Origin of the sequence: Peribacillus aracenensis (assembly GCF_025175645.1) — a bacterium.
In the GTDB taxonomy this organism is placed as follows: Bacteria; Bacillota; Bacilli; order Bacillales; family DSM-1321; genus Peribacillus; species Peribacillus aracenensis.
This window is the reverse complement of sequence record NZ_JANZMJ010000004.1, coordinates 1-20,287: the sequence shown is the minus strand read 5'-3', so window position 1 is coordinate 20,287 and position 20,287 is coordinate 1. Positions and strand designations below refer to the sequence as shown.

16 protein-coding genes, 1 other RNA gene and 2 pseudogenes are annotated in these 20,287 nt (G+C 38.2%); 6 read left to right on the top strand and 13 right to left on the bottom strand.

Features of this window, described 5'->3' with window-relative positions:
* Positions 1-9: 9 nt before the first annotated feature.
* Entirely contained in the window at positions 10-2,427 is a 2,418-nt protein-coding gene (nirB, locus tag N0M92_RS05815) for a nitrite reductase large subunit NirB (RefSeq protein ID WP_260284859.1), read from the bottom strand.
* Positions 2,428-2,682: 255 nt separating this feature from the next.
* Between nirB (N0M92_RS05815) and N0M92_RS05810 the strand changes: the two genes are divergently transcribed.
* Positions 2,683-2,958 carry a MerR family transcriptional regulator gene (locus N0M92_RS05810; protein WP_311202516.1) on the top strand — a complete coding sequence of 92 codons (276 nt, stop codon included), beginning with the start codon at positions 2,683-2,685 and terminating at the stop codon, positions 2,956-2,958.
* Between the two features lie 362 nt (positions 2,959-3,320).
* On the opposite strand, the pseudogene N0M92_RS29415 reads toward N0M92_RS05810, so the two are convergent.
* The 4 genes and pseudogenes from N0M92_RS29415 to N0M92_RS05790 all read right to left on the bottom strand — a co-directional run.
* Positions 3,321-3,574 (bottom strand): annotated as a pseudogene (locus tag N0M92_RS29415) (SAM-dependent methyltransferase); the annotation flags it as partial.
* A gap of 116 nt (positions 3,575-3,690) precedes the next feature.
* Positions 3,691-5,841, bottom strand: coding sequence for an assimilatory nitrate reductase catalytic subunit NasC (gene nasC, locus N0M92_RS05800; RefSeq protein WP_260284858.1), 2,151 nt, complete (start codon positions 5,839-5,841; stop codon positions 3,691-3,693).
* Between the two features lie 111 nt (positions 5,842-5,952).
* Complete coding sequence (gene nirB, locus N0M92_RS05795; RefSeq protein ID WP_260284857.1) at positions 5,953-8,262, bottom strand: nitrite reductase large subunit NirB; 2,310 nt, start codon at positions 8,260-8,262, stop codon at positions 5,953-5,955.
* 54 nt (positions 8,263-8,316) lie between these two features.
* Positions 8,317-9,522, bottom strand: coding sequence for a nitrate/nitrite transporter (locus N0M92_RS05790; RefSeq protein WP_260284856.1), 1,206 nt, complete (start codon positions 9,520-9,522; stop codon positions 8,317-8,319).
* A gap of 682 nt (positions 9,523-10,204) precedes the next feature.
* Here N0M92_RS05790 and N0M92_RS05785 point away from each other — a divergent pair.
* Positions 10,205-10,747, top strand: coding sequence for a ribonuclease H-like YkuK family protein (locus N0M92_RS05785; protein WP_192204854.1), 543 nt, complete (start codon positions 10,205-10,207; stop codon positions 10,745-10,747).
* A gap of 142 nt (positions 10,748-10,889) precedes the next feature.
* On the opposite strand, the gene ssrS is transcribed toward N0M92_RS05785, so the two are convergent.
* Both ssrS and N0M92_RS05775 read right to left on the bottom strand, forming a co-directional pair.
* A non-coding RNA gene (gene ssrS, locus N0M92_RS05780) (6S RNA) lies at positions 10,890-11,075 on the bottom strand.
* Between the two features lie 352 nt (positions 11,076-11,427).
* Positions 11,428-11,628, bottom strand: a complete 201-nt coding sequence (locus tag N0M92_RS05775; RefSeq protein ID WP_397443809.1) for a hypothetical protein — start codon at positions 11,626-11,628, stop codon at positions 11,428-11,430.
* Positions 11,629-11,948: 320 nt separating this feature from the next.
* Here N0M92_RS05775 and N0M92_RS29410 point away from each other — a divergent pair, with 320 nt between their 5' ends.
* The 3 genes and pseudogenes from N0M92_RS29410 to N0M92_RS05765 form a co-directional block, all read left to right on the top strand.
* On the top strand, positions 11,949-12,038 hold the full coding sequence (locus N0M92_RS29410; RefSeq protein ID WP_397443808.1) for an IS3 family transposase: 90 nt from the start codon (positions 11,949-11,951) through the stop codon (positions 12,036-12,038).
* A gap of 175 nt (positions 12,039-12,213) precedes the next feature.
* Entirely contained in the window at positions 12,214-12,480 is a 267-nt protein-coding gene (locus tag N0M92_RS05770) for a DUF3923 family protein (protein WP_260284854.1), read from the top strand.
* Positions 12,481-12,595: 115 nt separating this feature from the next.
* Positions 12,596-12,673: pseudogene (locus N0M92_RS05765) on the top strand (IS3 family transposase); the annotation flags it as partial.
* Between the two features lie 163 nt (positions 12,674-12,836).
* Here the strand turns inward: N0M92_RS05765 and N0M92_RS05760 are convergent.
* The 3 genes from N0M92_RS05760 to N0M92_RS05750 form a co-directional block, all read right to left on the bottom strand.
* Positions 12,837-14,090, bottom strand: coding sequence for an MFS transporter (locus tag N0M92_RS05760; protein ID WP_260284853.1), 1,254 nt, complete (start codon positions 14,088-14,090; stop codon positions 12,837-12,839).
* A gap of 631 nt (positions 14,091-14,721) precedes the next feature.
* Complete coding sequence (locus N0M92_RS05755) at positions 14,722-15,603, bottom strand: mechanosensitive ion channel family protein (RefSeq protein ID WP_260284852.1); 882 nt, start codon at positions 15,601-15,603, stop codon at positions 14,722-14,724.
* Positions 15,604-15,624: 21 nt separating this feature from the next.
* Positions 15,625-16,017, bottom strand: coding sequence for a sporulation protein (locus N0M92_RS05750; protein WP_228467415.1), 393 nt, complete (start codon positions 16,015-16,017; stop codon positions 15,625-15,627).
* Between the two features lie 647 nt (positions 16,018-16,664).
* Between N0M92_RS05750 and N0M92_RS05745 the strand changes: the two genes are divergently transcribed.
* Complete coding sequence (locus N0M92_RS05745; RefSeq protein WP_260284850.1) at positions 16,665-17,198, top strand: IseA DL-endopeptidase inhibitor family protein; 534 nt, start codon at positions 16,665-16,667, stop codon at positions 17,196-17,198.
* A 169-nt stretch (positions 17,199-17,367) separates the two neighbouring features.
* On the opposite strand, the gene N0M92_RS05740 is transcribed toward N0M92_RS05745, so the two are convergent.
* From N0M92_RS05740 to N0M92_RS05730, 3 genes are all read right to left on the bottom strand, one after another.
* Positions 17,368-18,357 carry an HAAS signaling domain-containing protein gene (locus N0M92_RS05740; protein WP_260284849.1) on the bottom strand — a complete coding sequence of 330 codons (990 nt, stop codon included), beginning with the start codon at positions 18,355-18,357 and terminating at the stop codon, positions 17,368-17,370.
* Positions 18,344-18,691, bottom strand: a complete 348-nt coding sequence (locus tag N0M92_RS05735) for a PadR family transcriptional regulator (protein WP_134781698.1) — start codon at positions 18,689-18,691, stop codon at positions 18,344-18,346. Before N0M92_RS05735 ends, N0M92_RS05740 begins: the two co-directional genes overlap by 14 nt.
* Before the next feature lie 353 nt (positions 18,692-19,044).
* On the bottom strand, positions 19,045-20,028 hold the full coding sequence (locus N0M92_RS05730; RefSeq protein ID WP_260284848.1) for an asparaginase: 984 nt from the start codon (positions 20,026-20,028) through the stop codon (positions 19,045-19,047).
* Positions 20,029-20,287: the final 259 nt, after the last annotated feature.

Here is a 20,287-nt window from a genome sequence, read left to right as displayed (position 1 = left end):
CCCCCATATTCATTTATTTGATATTGCTGGAATTTTCACTTTTTGAAATAAACCGGTTTGGATCGCATTGCTCTCAATGATTTCTTTCCACGGTTCTTGCAACACTGATAGGGCCTCATTTAAACGTTGATTAAGCTCAATTCTTTTTTGCTTATCGCCAATAAGCGCCTTAATGGTATTGAACCCTACACGCTCAACCCAGAAGGACGTTCTTTCTAAATAATTGGCAGTCTCCCGATAATGTTGGAGGTATGCACCTGCAATTTCAATTACCTCATCACCTGTTTTCACTTTGCATAATAATTCAGCAGCTCTTAAATGGGTTCCGCCGTTGCCGCCAATATAAATTTCCCATGCACCGTCAACACCCACAACACCAAGATCTTTGATGCCGGATTCAGCACAATTACGAGGACATGCCGACACGGCCATCTTAACCTTGTGCGGTGTGCCTACACGTTCAAATTTCTTCTCCAGGGCAATGCCAAGCCCAATTGAATCTTGGGTGCCAAACCGGCAAAAGTTTTCACCAACACATGTTTTCACAGTTCGCAGGGTTTTTCCATAAGCATATCCGGAAGGCATATCCAGGTCGGCCCATACACTTGGAAGGTCATCTTTTTCGACGCCGAACATATCTATTCTTTGTCCGCCTGTAACCTTGATTAACCTAACATTATACTTATCGGCAACATTTGCTATTTTCCGTAATTGGGCTGGATTAGTAACGCCGCCATACATTCTTGGCACAACAGAAAATGTACCGTCCTTTTGAATATTTGCATGTAGCCTTTCGTTGACATAGCGGGATTCTTTTTCATCCTCATATTCATTCGGATGGATCATGCCCAGGTAATAGTTCAATGCAGGTTTACACTTCGAGCACCCATCACTTGTATTCCAGCCGAGAACATTCATGACTTCCCTAGTATGGGTCAGATTTTTTTCGCGTATTTCAGCAACAACTTCATCTCTTGATAAAGTGGTGCATGTGCATATGGATTCCTTCTGGTTTGACTTATTGAAATCAGTGCCTAATGTCAGCTCGAGAATATCACCGACTAATGGCTTGCACCCCCCGCATGATCTCGAAGCACTTGTGCATCCTTTTACTTCCTCAATACTTGATAACCCTTCAGATTCGATAGCTTTCACAATATCCCCCTTCGTTACACCATTACAACCACAGACGATTTCATCATGTGACATCGAAGTGACAAGACTGACACTGGGTTCTCCAGTCGTTCCAACTTTTAGATAGTCGGAAACGTCGGCATTTTTATTGATCATGCCCAATAGGTTATTGCTTTCCTTTGTATCCCCGAATAATACCGCACCAGAAATTTTCCCATTTCGGATCATTACTTTTTTGTAAGTACCATTCCATTCATTAAATTCCTTGATTGATTTAGCTTGTTCATCCTCGAAAATTTCCCCAGCCGAAAATACATCAACACCAGATACTTTTAACTTAGTAGACAGCACTGAACCCTCGTAAGCTTTACCTTCCAGCCCGCAAATCCTTTTGGCTAATACTTTGCCCTGTTCATAAAGGGGGGCGACCAAACCATAAACCATCTCTCGGTGCTCCACACATTCACCAACCGAATAAATATTCGGAATTCTTGTCTCCATATAATCGTCCACGATAATTCCACGATTTACTGGGATGCCGCAATTTTTGGCCAATTGAACATTAGGCTTAATCCCAACTGCCATGACCACTAAATCGGCGCTGATTTCCTCGCCATCACTAAAGCGTAATCCTTTAACATCAATTTCACCTAATACCTCCTGAGTCTGTTTCCCAAGATAAAAATTCATTCCCTGGCCTTCAAGTTCCCTTTGCAGCATTTTTCCTGCTGTTGGATCTAACTGCCTATCCATTAAAAATTCCGAAAGGTGAATAACATCTACTTGCATACCTAGATTTAAAAGCCCCCTGGCCGCTTCAAGACCCAGTAATCCTCCGCCAATGACTGCAGCTTTTTTATTGTTTTTTGAATATTCAATCATTTTTTCACAATCTTCAATATTTCGAAAGGCTGTCACTCCCTTTTTATCAGCACCCTTTATCGGTAGAATGAAAGGGATTGACCCGGTAGCTAAAATTAATCGATCATATTCGACTTCACGATTTTTGTCTGAGTATATGATTTGCTTTGCAGTGTCGATGTTTGTGACCGTTTCACCTGAAAAAAGTGTAATATTATTCTCTTTGTACCAGTTCCAATCATTTATTGTAATATCATCTATCGTCGTAGCCCCTTGCAATACATTCGATAGTTGGATTCGATCATAATTCGGATGTGGCTCACTTCCGAAGACAGTCACCTCAAACCTTTCCGGTTGAATTTTAAAAATTTCTTCTATACATCTTACTCCAGCCATGCCATTTCCAATGAGCGCCAATTTCTGCTTTGCCATGTTTTGTCCTCCAATAAGATTTTTTTGAAAGGATTATGTGTTTGATTATAGGTTAGGTCATTATTTATAACAACAAGTGTGTTATATAATCTTACATGATTTTTGAGAATCAATAATTAATGTTAGTTTTTATTACAAATATTCAGAAAATTAGGATATAATATCCTTATTGATCTTGCATAAATCAAAAATGAGGTGATTTTCATCGTCCAGCAAAAAGAATCCTATATAGACAGAAAAGTAATTTCCATAGGAGTGGTCAGAGAATTAACCGGACTATCCGATAGACAAATCCGGTATTATGAAGAAAGAAAACTCGTTTTTCCCGAAAGGTCTAAGGGAGGTAACCGAAAATACTCTTTTTCCGATGTCAAGACATTGGTGGAAATCGCCGATAAAATAGAGGATGGAGTGCAAACGAATGAAATCAGGCAGGAAAAATTAAAAGAGAACAGAAAAATTGAAAAGGAAAAAATGCGAAAAAAAATGTTGCAGGGCCAATTAAATGCTCACTTTGGCTTACGTAATTGATTTTCGCCAAACAACCGGAAGTATTAACCGATTCAACAAGTACTTTGATGTCCATATTTCAGGCTTCAATTAAACAGGTCACAATTTCACCTTGCACTTTTAAAAATAACTATAAACTGGACATGATGACCTTCATGTCCAGTTTTCCATTTTCATTACTGGAAAAGCTTTTAACTAATCATTCTTCTTCTAAGCGACCTCCTTATCTTTTGTTTTCTCTGAAAACCATGATAAATTCTCAGATAAATTCACCACTTCTCCTATTACAATCATGTCGGGATTGGCAACCTGCTCTCTTGTAACAATCACCACTATTGAATCGATTGTTCCTGTAAAAGTTCGTTGAAAACCCGACGGAACTCCCCTTTTAGACGAACGATCGTTTTTCCTTCTATTGATTTACTAATAAACAATTGATGAATCTCCTCTTGAGAGACACAATGTTTACCAGGCGCTTTACCGCAATAAATGTATTCAGCTTCAGGTTTACCGCATAAAACAATTCACGATTATACAATCGATCATACAAGATGACATCCGCTTCCGCGTGGCATTTGGTTGCCATGACAGTAATTAAGTCGGGATCACCTGGTCCAGCACCAACACCTTTTTTCATCCTTTTTCCCCCTTTTGTTTTTAGTCATGTAAAATCCATTTGATTTGGAATGCTGTGCGGTTAGGCTTATCCTTATTGACCTAAAAAGTCATGATGAAAGGGAAGAAAAACCTCGTTTAATTGGACGTTAACTCTACAATAGGATGTACTTTTACAGCACTGACTTTAAAGCCAGGCATTTTGCATACGGGATCTAAATCCTGTGAAACGAGGTGATTGACATTTTGTGAGTCTGCCCAATGAAAAGGAACGAATATAGTATCGTTGCGAATGGTTGCTGACCATTTGCTTCTTACAACAATACTTCCGCGCCTTGATTCAATTTTCACCAAAGTATTGTCTGGAATATGAAATTTCTTGGCTGTTTCCGGATGGATTTCCATATATGATTCAAAATTCCTTGCGGATAATGATGAACTTTTTCTCGTTTGTACTCCTGTTAAATAATGTGACATGATTCTTCCTGTTGTTAAATAAAGTGGAAAATCCGTACAGGGCTGTTCTTTTGGAACAAGAGGCACATTATTAACCATAACCATGGCCGCCTTTCCATCCGGGTGGGCAAAAGACGTTTCGAATAACCTTTTTGTCCCTTTATGGTCAATGGTTGGGCATGGCCACAATATGCCTCCTTCTTTTCTTAATCGATCATACGTTATACCATAATAATCAGCGGTTCCCCCACGGCTTGCCTCTCTTAATTCATCGAAAATCTCATTTGCAGATTGAAAGGGAAAATACTCCCCTTTTCCCAGAGCTTTTGCTATATCACAAATGATTTGCCAATCATGCTTCACTTCCCCAGGTGACGAAAAACTTGCTTCCCGCAATGTTACTCGTCCTTCTAAATTTGTCATCGTTCCTTCATCCTCTAAATAAGACGAAGTAGGTAAAATCAAATCAGCCAATCTAGCAGTTTCAGTAACGAACATATCCACTGCGACAAGAAACTTTAATTTTTCCAATGCCTTTTTGACAAAGTTAGCATTGGGATTTGAAACAATTGGATTGGAACACATTAAAAACATGCCGGTAATTTCGCCTTCATTTATCTTCTCTATCATTTCGTATGCTGATACGCCTTTACTTGGCAATTCAGCCTCATCGATTCCCCATATTCTTGCAATATGTAATCTATGTTCCTCATTTTCAATCATGCGATACCCCGGCAGCTGGTCTGTCTTTTGGCCATGCTCTCTTGCTCCCTGTCCATTTCCCTGTCCAGTAATAGCTCCATAGCCTGAATTCACTTTTCCGATTTTCCCTGTAACAATAAGAATATTAAGAAAATTACGAACAGCGGCTGAACCATCAGTTTGTTGTTCAACGCCCCTTGCTGTAAAAATCATTCCTGATTCTTCTTTCCCGAACATGACAGCCGCTTTTTGAATTTGGTCACTAGGAACCCCTGTCATTTCGGCAATTCCCTCTAACTGTAAAGATGTAACATACTCTTTAACTTCGTTATAGCCATTTGCACGTTCCCGGATAAATGCTTCATCAATAAAATCCCCTTCAATGATCACTTTCAATAACCCGTTTGCCAAGGCGGCATCCATTCCTGGTTTTACTTTTAGATGTAAGTCTGCCATTTTCGTTGTTGTTGTTTCTCGTGGATCTATAGCTATAATATATGCACCATTTTGTTTCGCTTTCTCGAAGTACGGCATGATTGTCGGCTGACATTCCGCAATATTCGTGCCTGCCAAGATAATGCACTTTGTGAACGGAACCTCTGATAAGCTGTTGGTCAGGCCTCTGTCCATACCAAACGTTTGGCTTGCTGCCGAAGCAGCTGCGGACATGCACAAACGGCCATTATAATCTATATACTTTGTTTTTAATGCCACTCTTGCAAATTTCCCAAGCAAATATGCTTCTTCATTTGTAATGGATGCACTCCCATAAACAGATAATGCATTTACACCATCTTCTACTTGAATCTTAGTGAAATTCTCCTTAATGTGGTTTAATGCTTCCTCCCATGTTATTCGAACAAATTCACCATTTTTTTTTAATAATGGGTATTTAATTCGATCTTTATGTAAAGCATGTTGGTGTGCATTCATTCCTTTAATGCATAAACGTCCCTCTGAGGTTGGATTTTCTTTTCCAATCGTCATATACTTTTTTCTTGCAATAATCGTTTGTTCCAACAGCTGCATTTTACATTGCATGCTGCAAAAAGGACATTGTGTATCGTACCGTTTCTCTGATTGGACCTCTTGTTGCTTCGTGCGAAAATACTTTAATAATAATTCGGTCAAGGCTCCTCACCCTTTTCTCATGGATTTCTTTAAATAACATTTACCCGTAAGTTTAAGACGTGCATCAAAAGGTACTTTCCACTTCGGTCATTCTCTGACCTATGCCATTTCCTATCGTTGAGATAGTTGCTGACTAAGTTCATTATCAAACAATACTTCTCTAACATGAATTAAACCCACTCGTTCAATCCATTGCCAAGTCCGTTCTAAGTAATTGGCTGTTTCACGATAATACTGAATAAAGCCGGTGATGATTTCAATTGCTTCTTCATTGGTCCCAGCTACACATAACAGTTCACCGGTACGTACATTACGCCCGCTGCTTCCGCCCACATATATTTCCCAGCCCCTGTCAATACCCATAACACCTATATCTTTCGTTGTTGATCCTGCACCGTTATGCATACAAGCAGATATGCCCATCTTAAAACGGTAAGGTGTTGATACATGCTCCAATCTTTTTTCCAAATCTACAGCAAATATAAGTGATGGCTTTTTATCACAAGAACAAACATGTTCACCGATACATGTTTTGACGTTTTGAACGATGTTACCATATTTTGAACTTAACGGCATGTCTAAATCAGCCCACACACCTGGGAGATCTTCTTTTTTCACACCCATTAAATGAATCCTTTGTTCACTTGTTACCGCCACCTGGGATATATCATATTTATCTGCAACATTTGCAATTTTTCGCAAGTCTTTCGCATTCGTCATCCCGCCGTACATTTGCGGGATAACAGAGTATCGGTCATCACTTTGAACTGTTGCATTCTTTTTTTCGTTTATGAAAAGAGTTTGCTGTCTGATTTCGTACTCTGGATGAATCATCCCTAAATAATAGATTAGGGCTGGCATGCATGTTGAACAACCTTCTGTATTTTCCCATCCAAGAACATCCATCGCTTCTATGACGGATGTTAAATCTTGTAGCTGCATTTTATACACGACTTCATCTTCCGTTAATGTGGTACATGAACACAAAGCAGTTTGTTCATTAGCCTGATCGGAAAGATTACCTTGAATATATGCCAAAAGCTCGGTCACTGCAGGCTTACATCCACCGCAAGAGCCTGAAGCCTTTGTACATTGTTTAACTTGTTCCACGGTTGTTAATCCCTTATTTCGAACCGCTTCAATGATTGCCCCCTTTGAAACAGCATTACAATTGCAAATGATTTCATGATTTGCCATAGAAGCGATTAATCCCTCATTCGTACATGGTGATTGGAACAGTACATGCTTTTCCTCTGACGATACTTCTTTCCGCTTTAAAATCATATCAAGTAAACGCGAACTGACCTTTGTATCTCCATAAAGAACAGCGCCTATGATTTTTCTTCCTCGAAAAACCACCTTTTTATAAACGCCATCTAAATCATCAAAAGTTGTGATTGATTTCGTTGTTTCATCACCAAGGAAATCTCCAACAGAGAATAACTCAACTCCTGATATTTTCAGCTGGGTCGAAACGACCGAACCTTGGTATCCATTGCATTTCATCTCACAAATATGCTTTGCCAGCACTTCACCTTGTTCATATAGGGGTTTCACCAGTCCATAAACAATTCCTTGATGTTCAACACATTCACCAACCGCATAGATATTTGGGATGCTGGTTTCTAAATAGTCGTTTACAATAATGGCACGATTTGTATCAATTCCGCTTTCTTTGGCCAACTGAATATTCGGTCTGACTCCGGCAGCCATAACGACTAAATCTGCTTCCAGCTCCGTTCCATCTTTAAAACGGACGCGCTCTACACGATCGTTCCCGATTATCTCCTTAGTTTCCTTATTTAAAAGAAAGTTCATTCCCTGGTTTTCCAACTCTATTTGCAGCAAAAGTGATGCCGTTGAATCAAGCTGCCTTTCCATTAAATGGTCAGCGATATGAACGACATTCACTTCCATACCAAGGTTTAACAGCCCTCTCGCTGCTTCTAAACCTAATAAACCGCCTCCAATGACGACTGCTTTTTTATGCTTGCGCGAAGTATCAATCATCTTTTGGCAATCTTCAATCGTCCGAAATGCAATGACCCCTTCTTTATCAACACCGGTAACAGGAAGAATAAATGGGATGGAACCTGTGGCAATTATCAGTTTATCGAAGTGAACTTCCCGTCCTTTGTCTGTTTTTATCTTCCGAGTCTCTTTATCGATTTTCACAACCGTTTCCCCTGTGAACAATTGGATATTATTCTTCGTATACCAGTCCCTGTCATTTATCGCAATATCTTCAAACGAAATGTTGCCTTGAAGTACAGTCGACAATAAGATCCGGTTATAGTTAACGTGTGGTTCACTACCGAAAATAGTAATCTCAAATGCAGTCGGGTCCTTACTTATAATTGACTCAACGCAGCGTAATCCCGCCATTCCGTTCCCTATTAAAACCAGTTTTTGTTTATACATTTTCTCCCCCCAAACAAGTACTGTAACAGGCCAATATAACCAGTAATCAAAGATCTAGATCTTAACTGAATTTTTTCCGAATACCCACGTTTTTTTCCATGAAAGCTGAGCAAGGCCCAGGATAAGCAACGCCACGATTCCTACTGCGGAAAATACTAAAAATCCTGTAGCATATGTCCCAGTAATCTGTTTCAACGTACCTAGTATGTTTGGAACCAAGAATCCGCCAACACCTCCGGCAGCTCCCACAATTCCTGTGATAAAACCAATTTCTTTAGAAAATCGCTGTGGAACTAATTGAAAGACAGCTCCGTTGCCCATACCGAGAAATAGCATTCCGATGAACAGTAGGATCGTAACGGCAGTAAGGGAATAAAGAAAACTAATCCCAAACATACATATTGTGAGTCCAACGAATAAAAACATAAGCAGTTTAACTCCGCCTATTTTATCGGCAATAAATCCCCCGACAGGACGAAAGAAACTTCCGGCGATGACACATAATGTAACAAATTCCCCTGCCTTAATTCGTGTTAACCCATACTCATCAACAAAAAAGATGCTTAAAAAGCTAGTAAACCCGACAAAGCCCCCAAAAGTCACACTGTAAAGAATACAGAAATACCAAGTGTCCGTTATTTTAAATACGTTGAAATATTCCTTGAGCGGTTTTGCAGGCGGTTGGGATGGTGCGTCTTTTGCGATTAAAATATAAATGACGAACACGATGGTTAAAGGAATCAAAGCTAATCCCATAACATTATGCCAGCCCAGTGATTCTGCAATACGCGGTCCAAACAATGTCGCAAAAAGAGTTCCGCTGTTTCCTGCTCCAGCAATGCCCATCGCAAGACCCTGCAAATGCGGGGGATACCAGCGACTAGCCATAGGAAGTGCTGCAGCAAAACTTGCACCAGCCACTCCGAGCAAAATCCCAATTAAATAGAGCTCGGCTAGACTTCCTCCGAATAACCATCCCCAAAAAAGCGGAATCATCGTAACAAGCATCCCGCCGATCGCTGTTTTCCTCGGACCGATGCGATCAGTCAAATAGCCAAGGACGATTCGAAAAAACGAGCCTCCTAAAATCGGAATCGCTACAATCAAGCCTTTTTCGGCTGAGGAAAGTCCGAAATCCTTTGTAATATAGACACCGAGTGCACCCAATAATACCCAAATCATAAAACTGATATCAAAATAAAGGAATGAAGCTAATAATGACGGAGCATGACCGCTTTTTTTCAATTCAGATATTTTCATTTTTCATCTCTCCAATACTTATTAATTGAATATTTGTTTATTTTACTCTTGTAAAAGCAAGATTTCTTTGTTTATGTAAGAAAACATTACACGCTTTTTTTGTAAGTTATTAAATTTGTATACTTTAAAGGCGTTATTGGTCAAAATTTAATAATTTCATTCCCTATTTCTTATATAAATTGAATGATATTGTGGTTTACTTAGGTGATGTAATGTTTAACTTTTCAGTTATGGAAGGGCATATGCCAAAACCGATAAGATTTTTTGTAATATTTTCCATACAAAAAAAGAGAAACCTAATGCTTTAGCTTCTCTTCCAGATTATAGATAAACCCAACTATGATTGAGTGTGTTTACAGTTTAATTTGTCCGTTAATTTTCGCTTTCTGCAGGCGGTCCGCCCTCGGAGCCGTTATGCCTGCGGGGTGTCTCCATTGTACGCGCTTTTCTAAGCAGGAGTCTCGTACACCCGCTCCAATCAACTTTGTTTTAATATTAGGGTAGAACACCTTTTGCCTAGAGTCTTTTTTGTTTAAAATAGAACAATTAAAACTTGAAGTGATGGCTATTCGCGGGTACTTCCCACCGCACGAAACAAGGACCCCCTTCATATGATGTGTTATGAGCGGCATGAGATAATTAATAATTTGATTATATCCGGGGAAAGGTTGGGTGCAATAATATGACGCAATATCCATTTCATAACATTCCATTTCAAAACCTTCAGAAAAAAGACATGTCATTTGAAGATGTATTTGTTCATATTGTTGAGTTCATGAAATTAAATCCTTCCGGTGATTATCGATTAATGGTCGGTACAGATTCGCAAGTACATAAAAAGCATACGGTTTTCATTACAGGCATCGTGATACGGCAGGTCGGAAATGGTGTTTGGGGTTGTATAAGAAAAGTGATGATTCCTAGAAGGATGCTGCATTTGCATGAACGAATTTCCCAAGAATTGTCGTTAACAGAGGAGATCGTATCACTGTTTACGGAAGAAAGAAAAAATCAATTAATCGATATTGTACTGCCTGCCGTATATCAAGGGGCAACGTTCACAATGGAAGGGCACATTGATATCGGGATTGGGAAGCGGAACAAAACCAGTGAATTTGTAAAAGAAATGGTAGCCAGGATGGAGTCCATGGGCGTGGAACCGAAAATCAAACCCAATGCTTTCGTTGCTTCAAGTTATGCCAACCGGTATACGAAGCAAGAGTAAACATTTAATAAGCAAGAGTTATCAACATTGGTTTTTTTAGGCTGATCAAAATGAAAATTTCGAAAAAAATGGATAATCGTTACAAATCGAAAAACAGCAAAAAACCGGCCTCAGAACGAGTCCGGTTTGAACATTTAAAGAGATATAAGCCGCCATTGCCGTATTCAGTAAGAAAGTTTTAAACCACCACTCCTCAAAGTGGGTGTTTGCAGAAAAAATCCTGTTGTCCAAGTCAGTGACGAGGCATAACATTCCTGATTCAATATAAACTCCCTATTACAGCTTAAAGGTTAAAACTTTATTATCAATACGAACAGTGCAGCTTGTATTGATATAATACCTGAATTCCTAGTAAGTTACAATGTTAATATTCACCATATGAATCGCCTATGGCTGTAGAAGGAAAAGACGTCCTAAAAGCATTCGTTAGACTCAAACTATTGATCAAAATAACCGATAAAATCTCCTGTGTCTTTATTTTGCTTATTTAGTACTGTTTCTTTGTCAAGGCAGTCCGAAATTTTTCTCATACTTCTCAATTCCTTTTCCTGTAATGATAATTAACGCCTCCTGTATAGCGAGTGTCCGAAACCTTCACATTTCCAGCAAAGTAATCGCTTTGGAGTTTATTTAGGGACGATTCCATCTCCTCTATTCCCTCTAATTCAGATCATCCATCGTCAAAATCGAAACATCACTATGTTCCGATGATACTTTAACCATTTCAGCCCTTTTGGTTGTATCTCGTCCACCTTGGAAACCAAAGATATGATAAATCTTTTGACCCCGCATTCTTTGGCGATTTGAAGCATATGTTGAATGGCTTCCGCAGTGTGTGCATAATCGATAACTATTGTCGGTCCAAATTCTTTCATATACATTTCAAATCTTCCTGGCACACCGGAAAATCGTTTCAGTGAAGTAAGGGTTTCCTCTTTTGAAATTGGAAACATCTTCGCTACGGAATATGCAGCTGTTGCGTTATATAAATTATGAAGTCCAGGTAAAGGTAACTTTATTCAAAACGGTACAGTAGCAGAAAAAAGAAATGTGTACAGAACCATTCTCCATTCTGATCCAGGGTTTCAGTTCACATCTCACGTCTATTAGCACAACCAGGCGTTATTGGTAACCACTCCCGAAAGGAAAAATGTCCTGATTATGCTTGTATTGAGTCATTCTTTTCGCATTTTAAATCACTTTGAATGAAGAAGAACTACAAGCAACCATTGAAGATTATATTTATTTTTATAACTATCAACGTTTCTGCCATCTCGCCCCGCTTGAATAACGATGCCAGATGGCAGCATAGCCTATTTTAGTTGTCTACTTGAATGGGCTAAGTCCATTCTTATCCAAAAGCAAGGGATTACACTTTTTTGAATAAAATGGTAGAAAAACCCTTGATTTTGATATAATAAATTAACAAAATTTATAAGAGTTGAGGAAATGGAAGGAATGATAATGTGAAAAAAAGATGGGGTCTTTGGTGGACTGGTAACATATTTTGGATTATCGTTTTTGTGATAGGGGCAGCTATTACTTGGCTAAGAAAGGTTGATGGCGCTGGTGTTACACAAACCCCTGAGCTTAAATCAGTGGCATTCATAGTTTTATTGATTGCGTTTATAATTCCAATAATTATTCAAGTTGTATGGCTAATTGTTAATTTGAGAATTTCCAGTAACAAAGATCAAACATATCTTAAAGGTGAAGACATAGTTAAGAGATAGTTGTTTGGAGTATGTCAACGGTACCGGACTGAACTGTAGCTGCTAGTCCTATAACGAGATGTATTAAAATGGATAATTATTTATTTTTATAGGAGTGAGTACATTGTTTTCCAATAATCACAAACGGATCAAGGTAAAATTAAAAGGATTAAGTCCGGTGCAATACCGAACTCAATCCTTAGAAGCAGCGTAAGTAAATAAAGTGTCTTACTTTTTGGGTTCACTTCAATTGGCTGCCTTTCTTTAATACTAATATAGATATAATGGGATAGCGTCAAGTGAAATTTAGATTTTTCCCTCGTTTTCCCCAATCAAGTCAATTACTAAGTTTACTACTCTTTTTCCATTACCCACAATTACGATTGTATTTCCAGGGGTTTTGTTTCGGCCTTTTGATTGTACAATGGCAAAATGAAAAACATCCCCAGAATAAAAAAGAAAGCGGCTGTTTCAAATATGGCGACGAGTGAAAATTGCTCTTTCAGGACGCCTGCTGCACTCATGGTCAACACCATCGACCCAGTGAATAACGGGCTTAAGATTCCATTGACCCTTCCGATGAACTCGCCATCGGTCCTCTGTAATATCAATGTATTGATCCCGATTTGAATACAAGGCAGCATTAGCCCATTAAAGAACTCGGCTGTAAGTGTAACCCAAAGATTTGTTGAAAGCCCCATTACCGCTAATCCAATGGCATTCACAAGCATTCCTAAAGCTAATAATCTTTGAGGTGCCACCTTTTTGGCGAAAATCATCACACCGGCTCCACCTAAAATCATGCCAAACCCATTCACCATAAATAACCATTGCAGATTTTCCTTAGGCAGTTCCAGTTGTTCTGTAACAAGAAATATAGAGAGCGGCTGAATGAAACCAAGTCCGAGCCCGGCTGCCAAAAAACATAAACCAAGCAAACTTAGTTCCTTTTTTCGCAACACATACCTCACTCCGCTTTTCATTTCCTGCCATATCGTTGTTTTTGCGGTCTCTTCATTCAGTTTAAAATCTTTAGGAAGAAAGGCGAGTGCACCAGCTGAAAGTAAAAACGCGAGGCCAGTAATCGCAATCGAAATGTTTATCCCGAATGATTGGAAGGCGAATGTACCGAGAATCGGACCTAAAACCATAAATACTGCAAAGACGGTCTGATAAACAGACATTCCTGTCTGAATTTGACTTTCTGGCAAATGCATCTTAAATAGCTTCATACCTGATGGCTGAGAAAACTGAGAAAGTATCGCCGAAATCAAAGTTGCGAAGAATACCATTTTCCAACTGCCGAAGATAAGTGAGATAAGCACCGCAAATACGGATATTGCACTTAATATATCACACCAAACCATCGTTTTTTTCGGACTCCAGCGGTCAGCAAACGTCCCTCCAATAAATGAAAAAATAAAAATGGGCGCGAATTCCGCTACTGATATCATGGAGATGGCAAAGGCATTCCCGTTTGTCTTTTCCATGACGAATAACAAAACTGCAAAATTCCGTACCCATATCCCTATTTGTAAAAACAAGCCTGATAAGATAATGGCCCGGAATACACGATTTTTAAATATGTTAGGCTCTTTATTACTCAATGTTACGGATGTATGTTTCCCCAATATAAAAACCTCCTGTGAGATATCTGGACAGGAGGCAGTACAATACAAAATTAACAGAGCAAAATATCCCTAATGGACGGAACACAATGATCTTTGTTTGTATTTTAATGTACAGACTAATCCTATCCAGAAAAAAGTTCGTATTTAGCACGTATTTTTTTCTTGAAGAATAGGATTAAATGATCATTGTTTAAAGGTCACCCTTCCATTTTATGTTAATTTAATAATAATCTATTTAATCTGATAAATCAAGGTGAAATCCATAAATATAACCCATTTTTTGGGCGGGGTTTTTCGAGGTATTGTATAAAAAATGGACTTCCTTTAAAAGAAAGCCCAGACTGTAGACAAACTTCAAGATAGGCGAGTTTGTCTGCGTTTTTTTAAAACAAAAAAAGTTCATTTGTTTTCAGAAATCAGCTCCCTTTCCGCCGACTGTCTGCCAAGCCCCCTAGCCGTTAACGCTCCGAGGGCGAATCGCCCACGGAAAGCAAGTTCTCTACGTTCCAATCAACTTTCAAAAAACTTCCTTTAAAAGAAAGCACTTTTATATCCATAAGTTACAAATGAATACTGCTAGTCATGCTTCTTCCCTCTGTTATTCTTTTTCATGACCTATCCCTTCTACTTTTCAGTTCTCCAAAATACGTTCATGATTAGGATTGCCATGAACAAGCAAATGGGCAGATGGCATTTTAATTTGATGCTCATGTAAAGCTGTCATCATTTCAAACCTCACACTTCTCGCTGTTTCAAAGTAATGTTCAGGATTAACAAGTCCCACTAAACATAGTTCATAACCAACATATTTAAGATTCGGATTTAAATCCGTAATGCCAATATATCTAAAGTCCTCTTCGGGTGTACCATCCTCTAGCCTTAGAAGTGTTTCACCATACTTCTCATTACAGATATGGCATATATCTTCTAACAGCCGTTTTACCTTTTCAGGATTTTCTTGGTAACTTACTGTAACGCGTTCAATGATTCGCATTCTCCCTTTATTGAAATTTTGAATCGTCCTGATTTCACTATGTGGGATTGTCAGTAGTTTTCCTGACCATTCCCTGATCTGCATGAACCGGATACCGATTTCCTCAATCGTCCCAGAACTTGTCCCATTGAATGTCACAAAGTTCCCCACTCGGAATTCATTATCTGAAAGCCTTACGAATCCCAATAAGATATCCTTAAGCATTTGCTGAGCGGCAAATCCGATAACGACCCCTAATATCCCAGCTCCAGCTAAAATTCCTTTAAGGTCTATAAATTGTCCAATCAAATATATAAGGAAAAGCGCGGAAATGCCGTACCTAAGAGAAGAACGAGTAACCCCCTGTATCGTTTTTTCGACTTCCTCCTCAAAAAAATGGGACCTTTTAAAGAACCATTCAACCATTTTATTCAAAATATAATAAACCGCCAATAACAGTAAAGCTAATATAAAAAGCCTCAATAAAAGAAATTCTTCCAAATAATCCATGGCAAGCTCAGTAAATTTCAAGATATTCATGTTCCCACCTCCATTTCCACTTTATTCAGAATCGATGAAAATCCAGTCATCATCCTTGCCTATTATCCCTTTATCAAGTATCAGTCTCGTTTTAAGACGATAAGAAACCCCTTGCTTATATGGGTCCTTCAATATAGGCAGACAAAAGTTAAAAGGAATTTCATTGCTTTCCCCTGAATTTATCTCTCTTGAAGACAAAATGGTGCTCGTTTTAAGGATTTCGTCAATTCCGGTAGAATGAGTATCCATAATTAAATCACATTCGATCCTCCTTATTCTTTGCGCAAGGGTACCACCCTTAATCAAGAAATAACCATTTATGCATTCACCAGATTTATACGTGTTTTTCGGAAGGATTAAATCTATTTGTGCTGAACCTATCCCTAAAAGTAATAAAGATTTTCTAAGTATCAAAGAATACACTCCATTTATATATTTATTTGTAATTCTACATCCCCAATATATTTGTACATTTCCTTAAAGGCTACATGATCCTGCACAAAAAAACCTTTACCATTTTGGTAAAGGTTTACTAAAAATAAATAGACCTTTACCAATAGGTAAGGTCTGGCTAACAACAATATGCTGCCAACAACACCGAGAGCAAAGAGCTCCGTAATGACGACATTGTTGTAAAAGCTACTCCCCTTTGGAGAATGTATTCAAGTATATAATTTATAATACGGTAGGACTAGAAAGTTTGTCAAACCTTTATATTTTATTATTTTCGGGCTCTGCCCAGGAAATTCGGATTCTTTGTACATATATTGATATTAATGAAAATATAATGGGATTAACTTGTCCCGCTATTGGAAAAAAGTTCACTGCTGGGTTTTAAATAGGCTAGTTGGTGGAATAAGTATGTAACAGCCAAGTCCTTACAAATGAGATTTCAAAAAGAATAAAGTGAACAAACTATGTATATATAAAAATTTTATTTAAAAATTAACAAGATTTCTCTTTTACTTATGCTGATCATGTTGTAATATAAATGTAACAATTGTAATATTAATTACACTTTCGTTACATAAGTATCCTATTAGGGATTGGGGAGATAAAATATGAAAAAATTTTCAGGTGTGCTATTATCCATTATCATTTTACTTTTCACATTAAGTGGTCAGGTTACCGCTAAAACGACATCACAGAATTTGTCTGACGCAAATGCATTAAAAATAGCCGATAATGCCAGCAAACATTTTTGGAATGCTTTACATGGTTACAAAACGCGTTCATGTTCACAAAAAACTTTCAATTATAAAGGGACAGAGTATTCATACCTTTGCCAAGAGTTTAATACAAAAGATAAATTGACTACCTACTTAGCAGAGACATTTACTAATAATGCAGTTGAAAAAGGGCTGAACAAATATAGTTATATTACACATAAAGGGAAATTAGCCCGTCCAATCGGGGACGGCGACAGCATGTTAGAGTGGAGAAAAGCAAAAATTAAATTGGTCTATCAAAAAACTAATGTTAGATCCTACAATTTAACTGTACCTACAGTCGACGGTGACTCAGTAAAAAGAACAGTTACCTTTTATAAGTCCGGCTCCACTTGGAAAGTTAATCAGTTCGATGCAGTTCAATAAAATAAATGTAACGCCTCATATGCTGTATAGTTAGTTAAAAACTATATTTCATATGAGGTGTTTTTCTGTTTTCAGTTGTAAATTGAGAAATAATCTTACAGACTTGTTATAAGCCTACTTTTCACTTCAAGAAACTTTCAAACAAAAAAACACAGCTGGATGCTGTGCCTTAACGGATTTTTGCCTTACGGAAGCCTTGATAGGAATCGTAGACGGCAAAACAGATGGAGATGAGTATGAGACCCCAATAAATCGAGGTTTTCCATTCATCGATTGAAAATAGTGTTCTTTGGTACTCAATGAATTCCGGGTTCAATAAATCAGGATTATTGATGATGATGATGAAAGTCAGAGTGGATAACAGCTGGTATATGGCATGAGATAAAGCTAGTTTCAGGGTCCATCGCCTTAAAAATAATTTATAAATCGCCAAGAGCACCCCAATGATTACGACGCATGATACCAGCAGCCAATAGGAATTCAATACTTCTTGATTGAAAGAAGGTGTCACGAAAATGAGACTGCCATTTCTTTTTTCATAGACTCCTAAGAGGTTTGCTGCATTGAAATAAAGGGCCGCGAAGACAGAAAGACCTAACAAACTCGCAAAAATCTCGATCATAGGAACCGCTTTTTTCTTTGAAATGTTCGGAATATCTTTTAGGTTTTCCGGTGTCCATGGTTTCAAGTCTTTTGTTAAAGGCGACTGGTCTTTTGACGTATCCACGCGTTCTAAAATGGCAAATGAAATCGTTAACCAGAAAAACACTTGGATACCTGTACTGATGATACCCGCAATCCCTTTCCCGATTATTATTAAAATTGCGTCCACAACCGTATTCCCCATATCCCGAAAAGGGTTATCCCCTATTAATCCGATCAATGAAATGACTGCAGCGATTGGTAAAATCATTTTCAACAGACAGATATAAACATCAAAATAACGCGGTCCAATCAGATGCATCGGTCGATCGCGATAACGACTTGCCAGTGTAACCGGATCTCCTAATTTTAAAAGAACGGCCTTCACGTCTTGCTCCGTATAATCCACCGGAAGCATATCTTCGATTGTAGATTGAAGTTCAAGCGCAATATCCTCCCTGCTTTTTTCTGGAAGCCTGCGGGTCACTTCCTGAATATAAAGATCAATCAGCTCCATCTTCTCCCTCTCCTTTTAATAATATATAAAGCTCTTGAGAAGTTTTTTCCCATTCTTCCTTTAGCTGAGTGAATATTTCTCCCCCATACTCGCTTAAAGAATAGTACTTGCGCGGTCTACTTTCAGAAGTATCCCAGCTGCTGGTGACCAATTCTTGTTTTTCCAGGCGGCGAAGCAAAGGATATAAAGTACTTTGATCAATGGTAATTCCCGACTTCTCTAAACGCTGGACAAGCGAGTACCCATACTGAGGGGTTTTGAGCTGACTTAGAACAGCTAACGTCAAAGTGCCTCTGCGCAACTCAGTGGTTAATGAATTCAGTAAAGTGCTCATCCAATCACCTCTTCTCTATACTATGTGACGTACACCATACCTTATACTATGCATCATACACTATTTTAGTTCTAACAACACCATAAAAATGAAAATATATTTTATTTAAAGCATAAAAAAGAGAAGCGTTTCACGCCTCTCCGTTTTTCCTTTATTAATATGACACAAGAATGACCCTTATTATCAAGGAACTAGCATATCAAGCAATTGCTGCAGTTCCCTACTGGTACTTGTTTTTTTTACTGTAAAAAAAGATCAACTTCATCAACTGATGAAGTCTTTCCAAAGTCAGGAGTCTATAGCCCCCAAATATTTGAGTTGATAGACTAATTAGCAGGATTTCAAAAATATAATCAAATATCTGCTGCAATCGTTGTTTCCATCATTTCTTTTACCTTTTTGGGATCTGTTGTTTTTCCTAGCACCCACATTAATTTCGGTACGATTGCTTCTGTGTTCATATTTTTAGAGCGTACTACACGATTATGGTCAATTTTCCGACCAACTTCATATATACCCATGTCTTCTCCTTCTTCTAGACATTGAGTCGTAATGACAACCGATATACCGTGCTCTGTTAATTCAATTAATTTCGCTAAAATGTTGCGCACTTGAAAAGGAACACCACCACTTCCATAGCTCTCCACAACCACTCCTTTATACAAACCTTTTAGGCAGTCAAAAAATTCTGGTTTTATCCCAGGATGTAATTTCACGACCGCCACATCTGTACAAAGTGACGTATCTAATTGAATGTGTTTCTTTTTAGGGACTTGAATGGATTTATTATATTCAATATGGTCATCATGTATTGATGCTACATACGGATAATTAATACTTTCAAAGGCATCATAGCTTTTCGTTCTAAGTTTAATCGCTCTTGTCCCTTGAATGACTTTGCCGTCAAATACAATATATACCCCACCTATTTCTTCACAAGCAAAACGAATGGCATCTGAAATGTTTCGTTTTGCATCTGTTTTACTATACGAAATAGGGATTTGCGAACCTGTAATCACAATCGGTTTTGATGCATTTTGTAACATATAAGAAAGTGCAGCTGAGGTGTAAGCCATTGTATCGGTGCCATGCGTAATAATGAAGCCATCGTACTGACTGTAGTGTTCGTAAATAGCATTCGCCAAGTCTATCCAAAACTCTGGTTGCATGTTGGTGCTATCAATGTTCATTAACTCCCTCGTATCAATACGGCAACGTACATTTAATTCAGGTATGTAACTTAATAAATCATCAGCATGCAGTTCAGGCGCAAGTCCGTTTTCTCCTTCAAGTGAAGCTACTGTTCCACCAGTTGTAATCAACATTAATTTTTTCAATGATAATGACTCCCCTATCAATATGTTTTTCAAAGAAATTATTCATTTCGCATTCGTTATTCAATTCGCGTACTTTCCATGTTATTATAGTAACAAAAATATAATAATTCAAGATGAAAATATTCTACTTTTGTACACTCCATCCAATTTTTGGAACAAGAGAATGTTTTTTTCCTGAATCTTAGCTGAGTTATTTTACAAATAATGAATTTTTTTCATTTAGATCTTCATTACAACTTTGATGTTTAAGCCTCATATC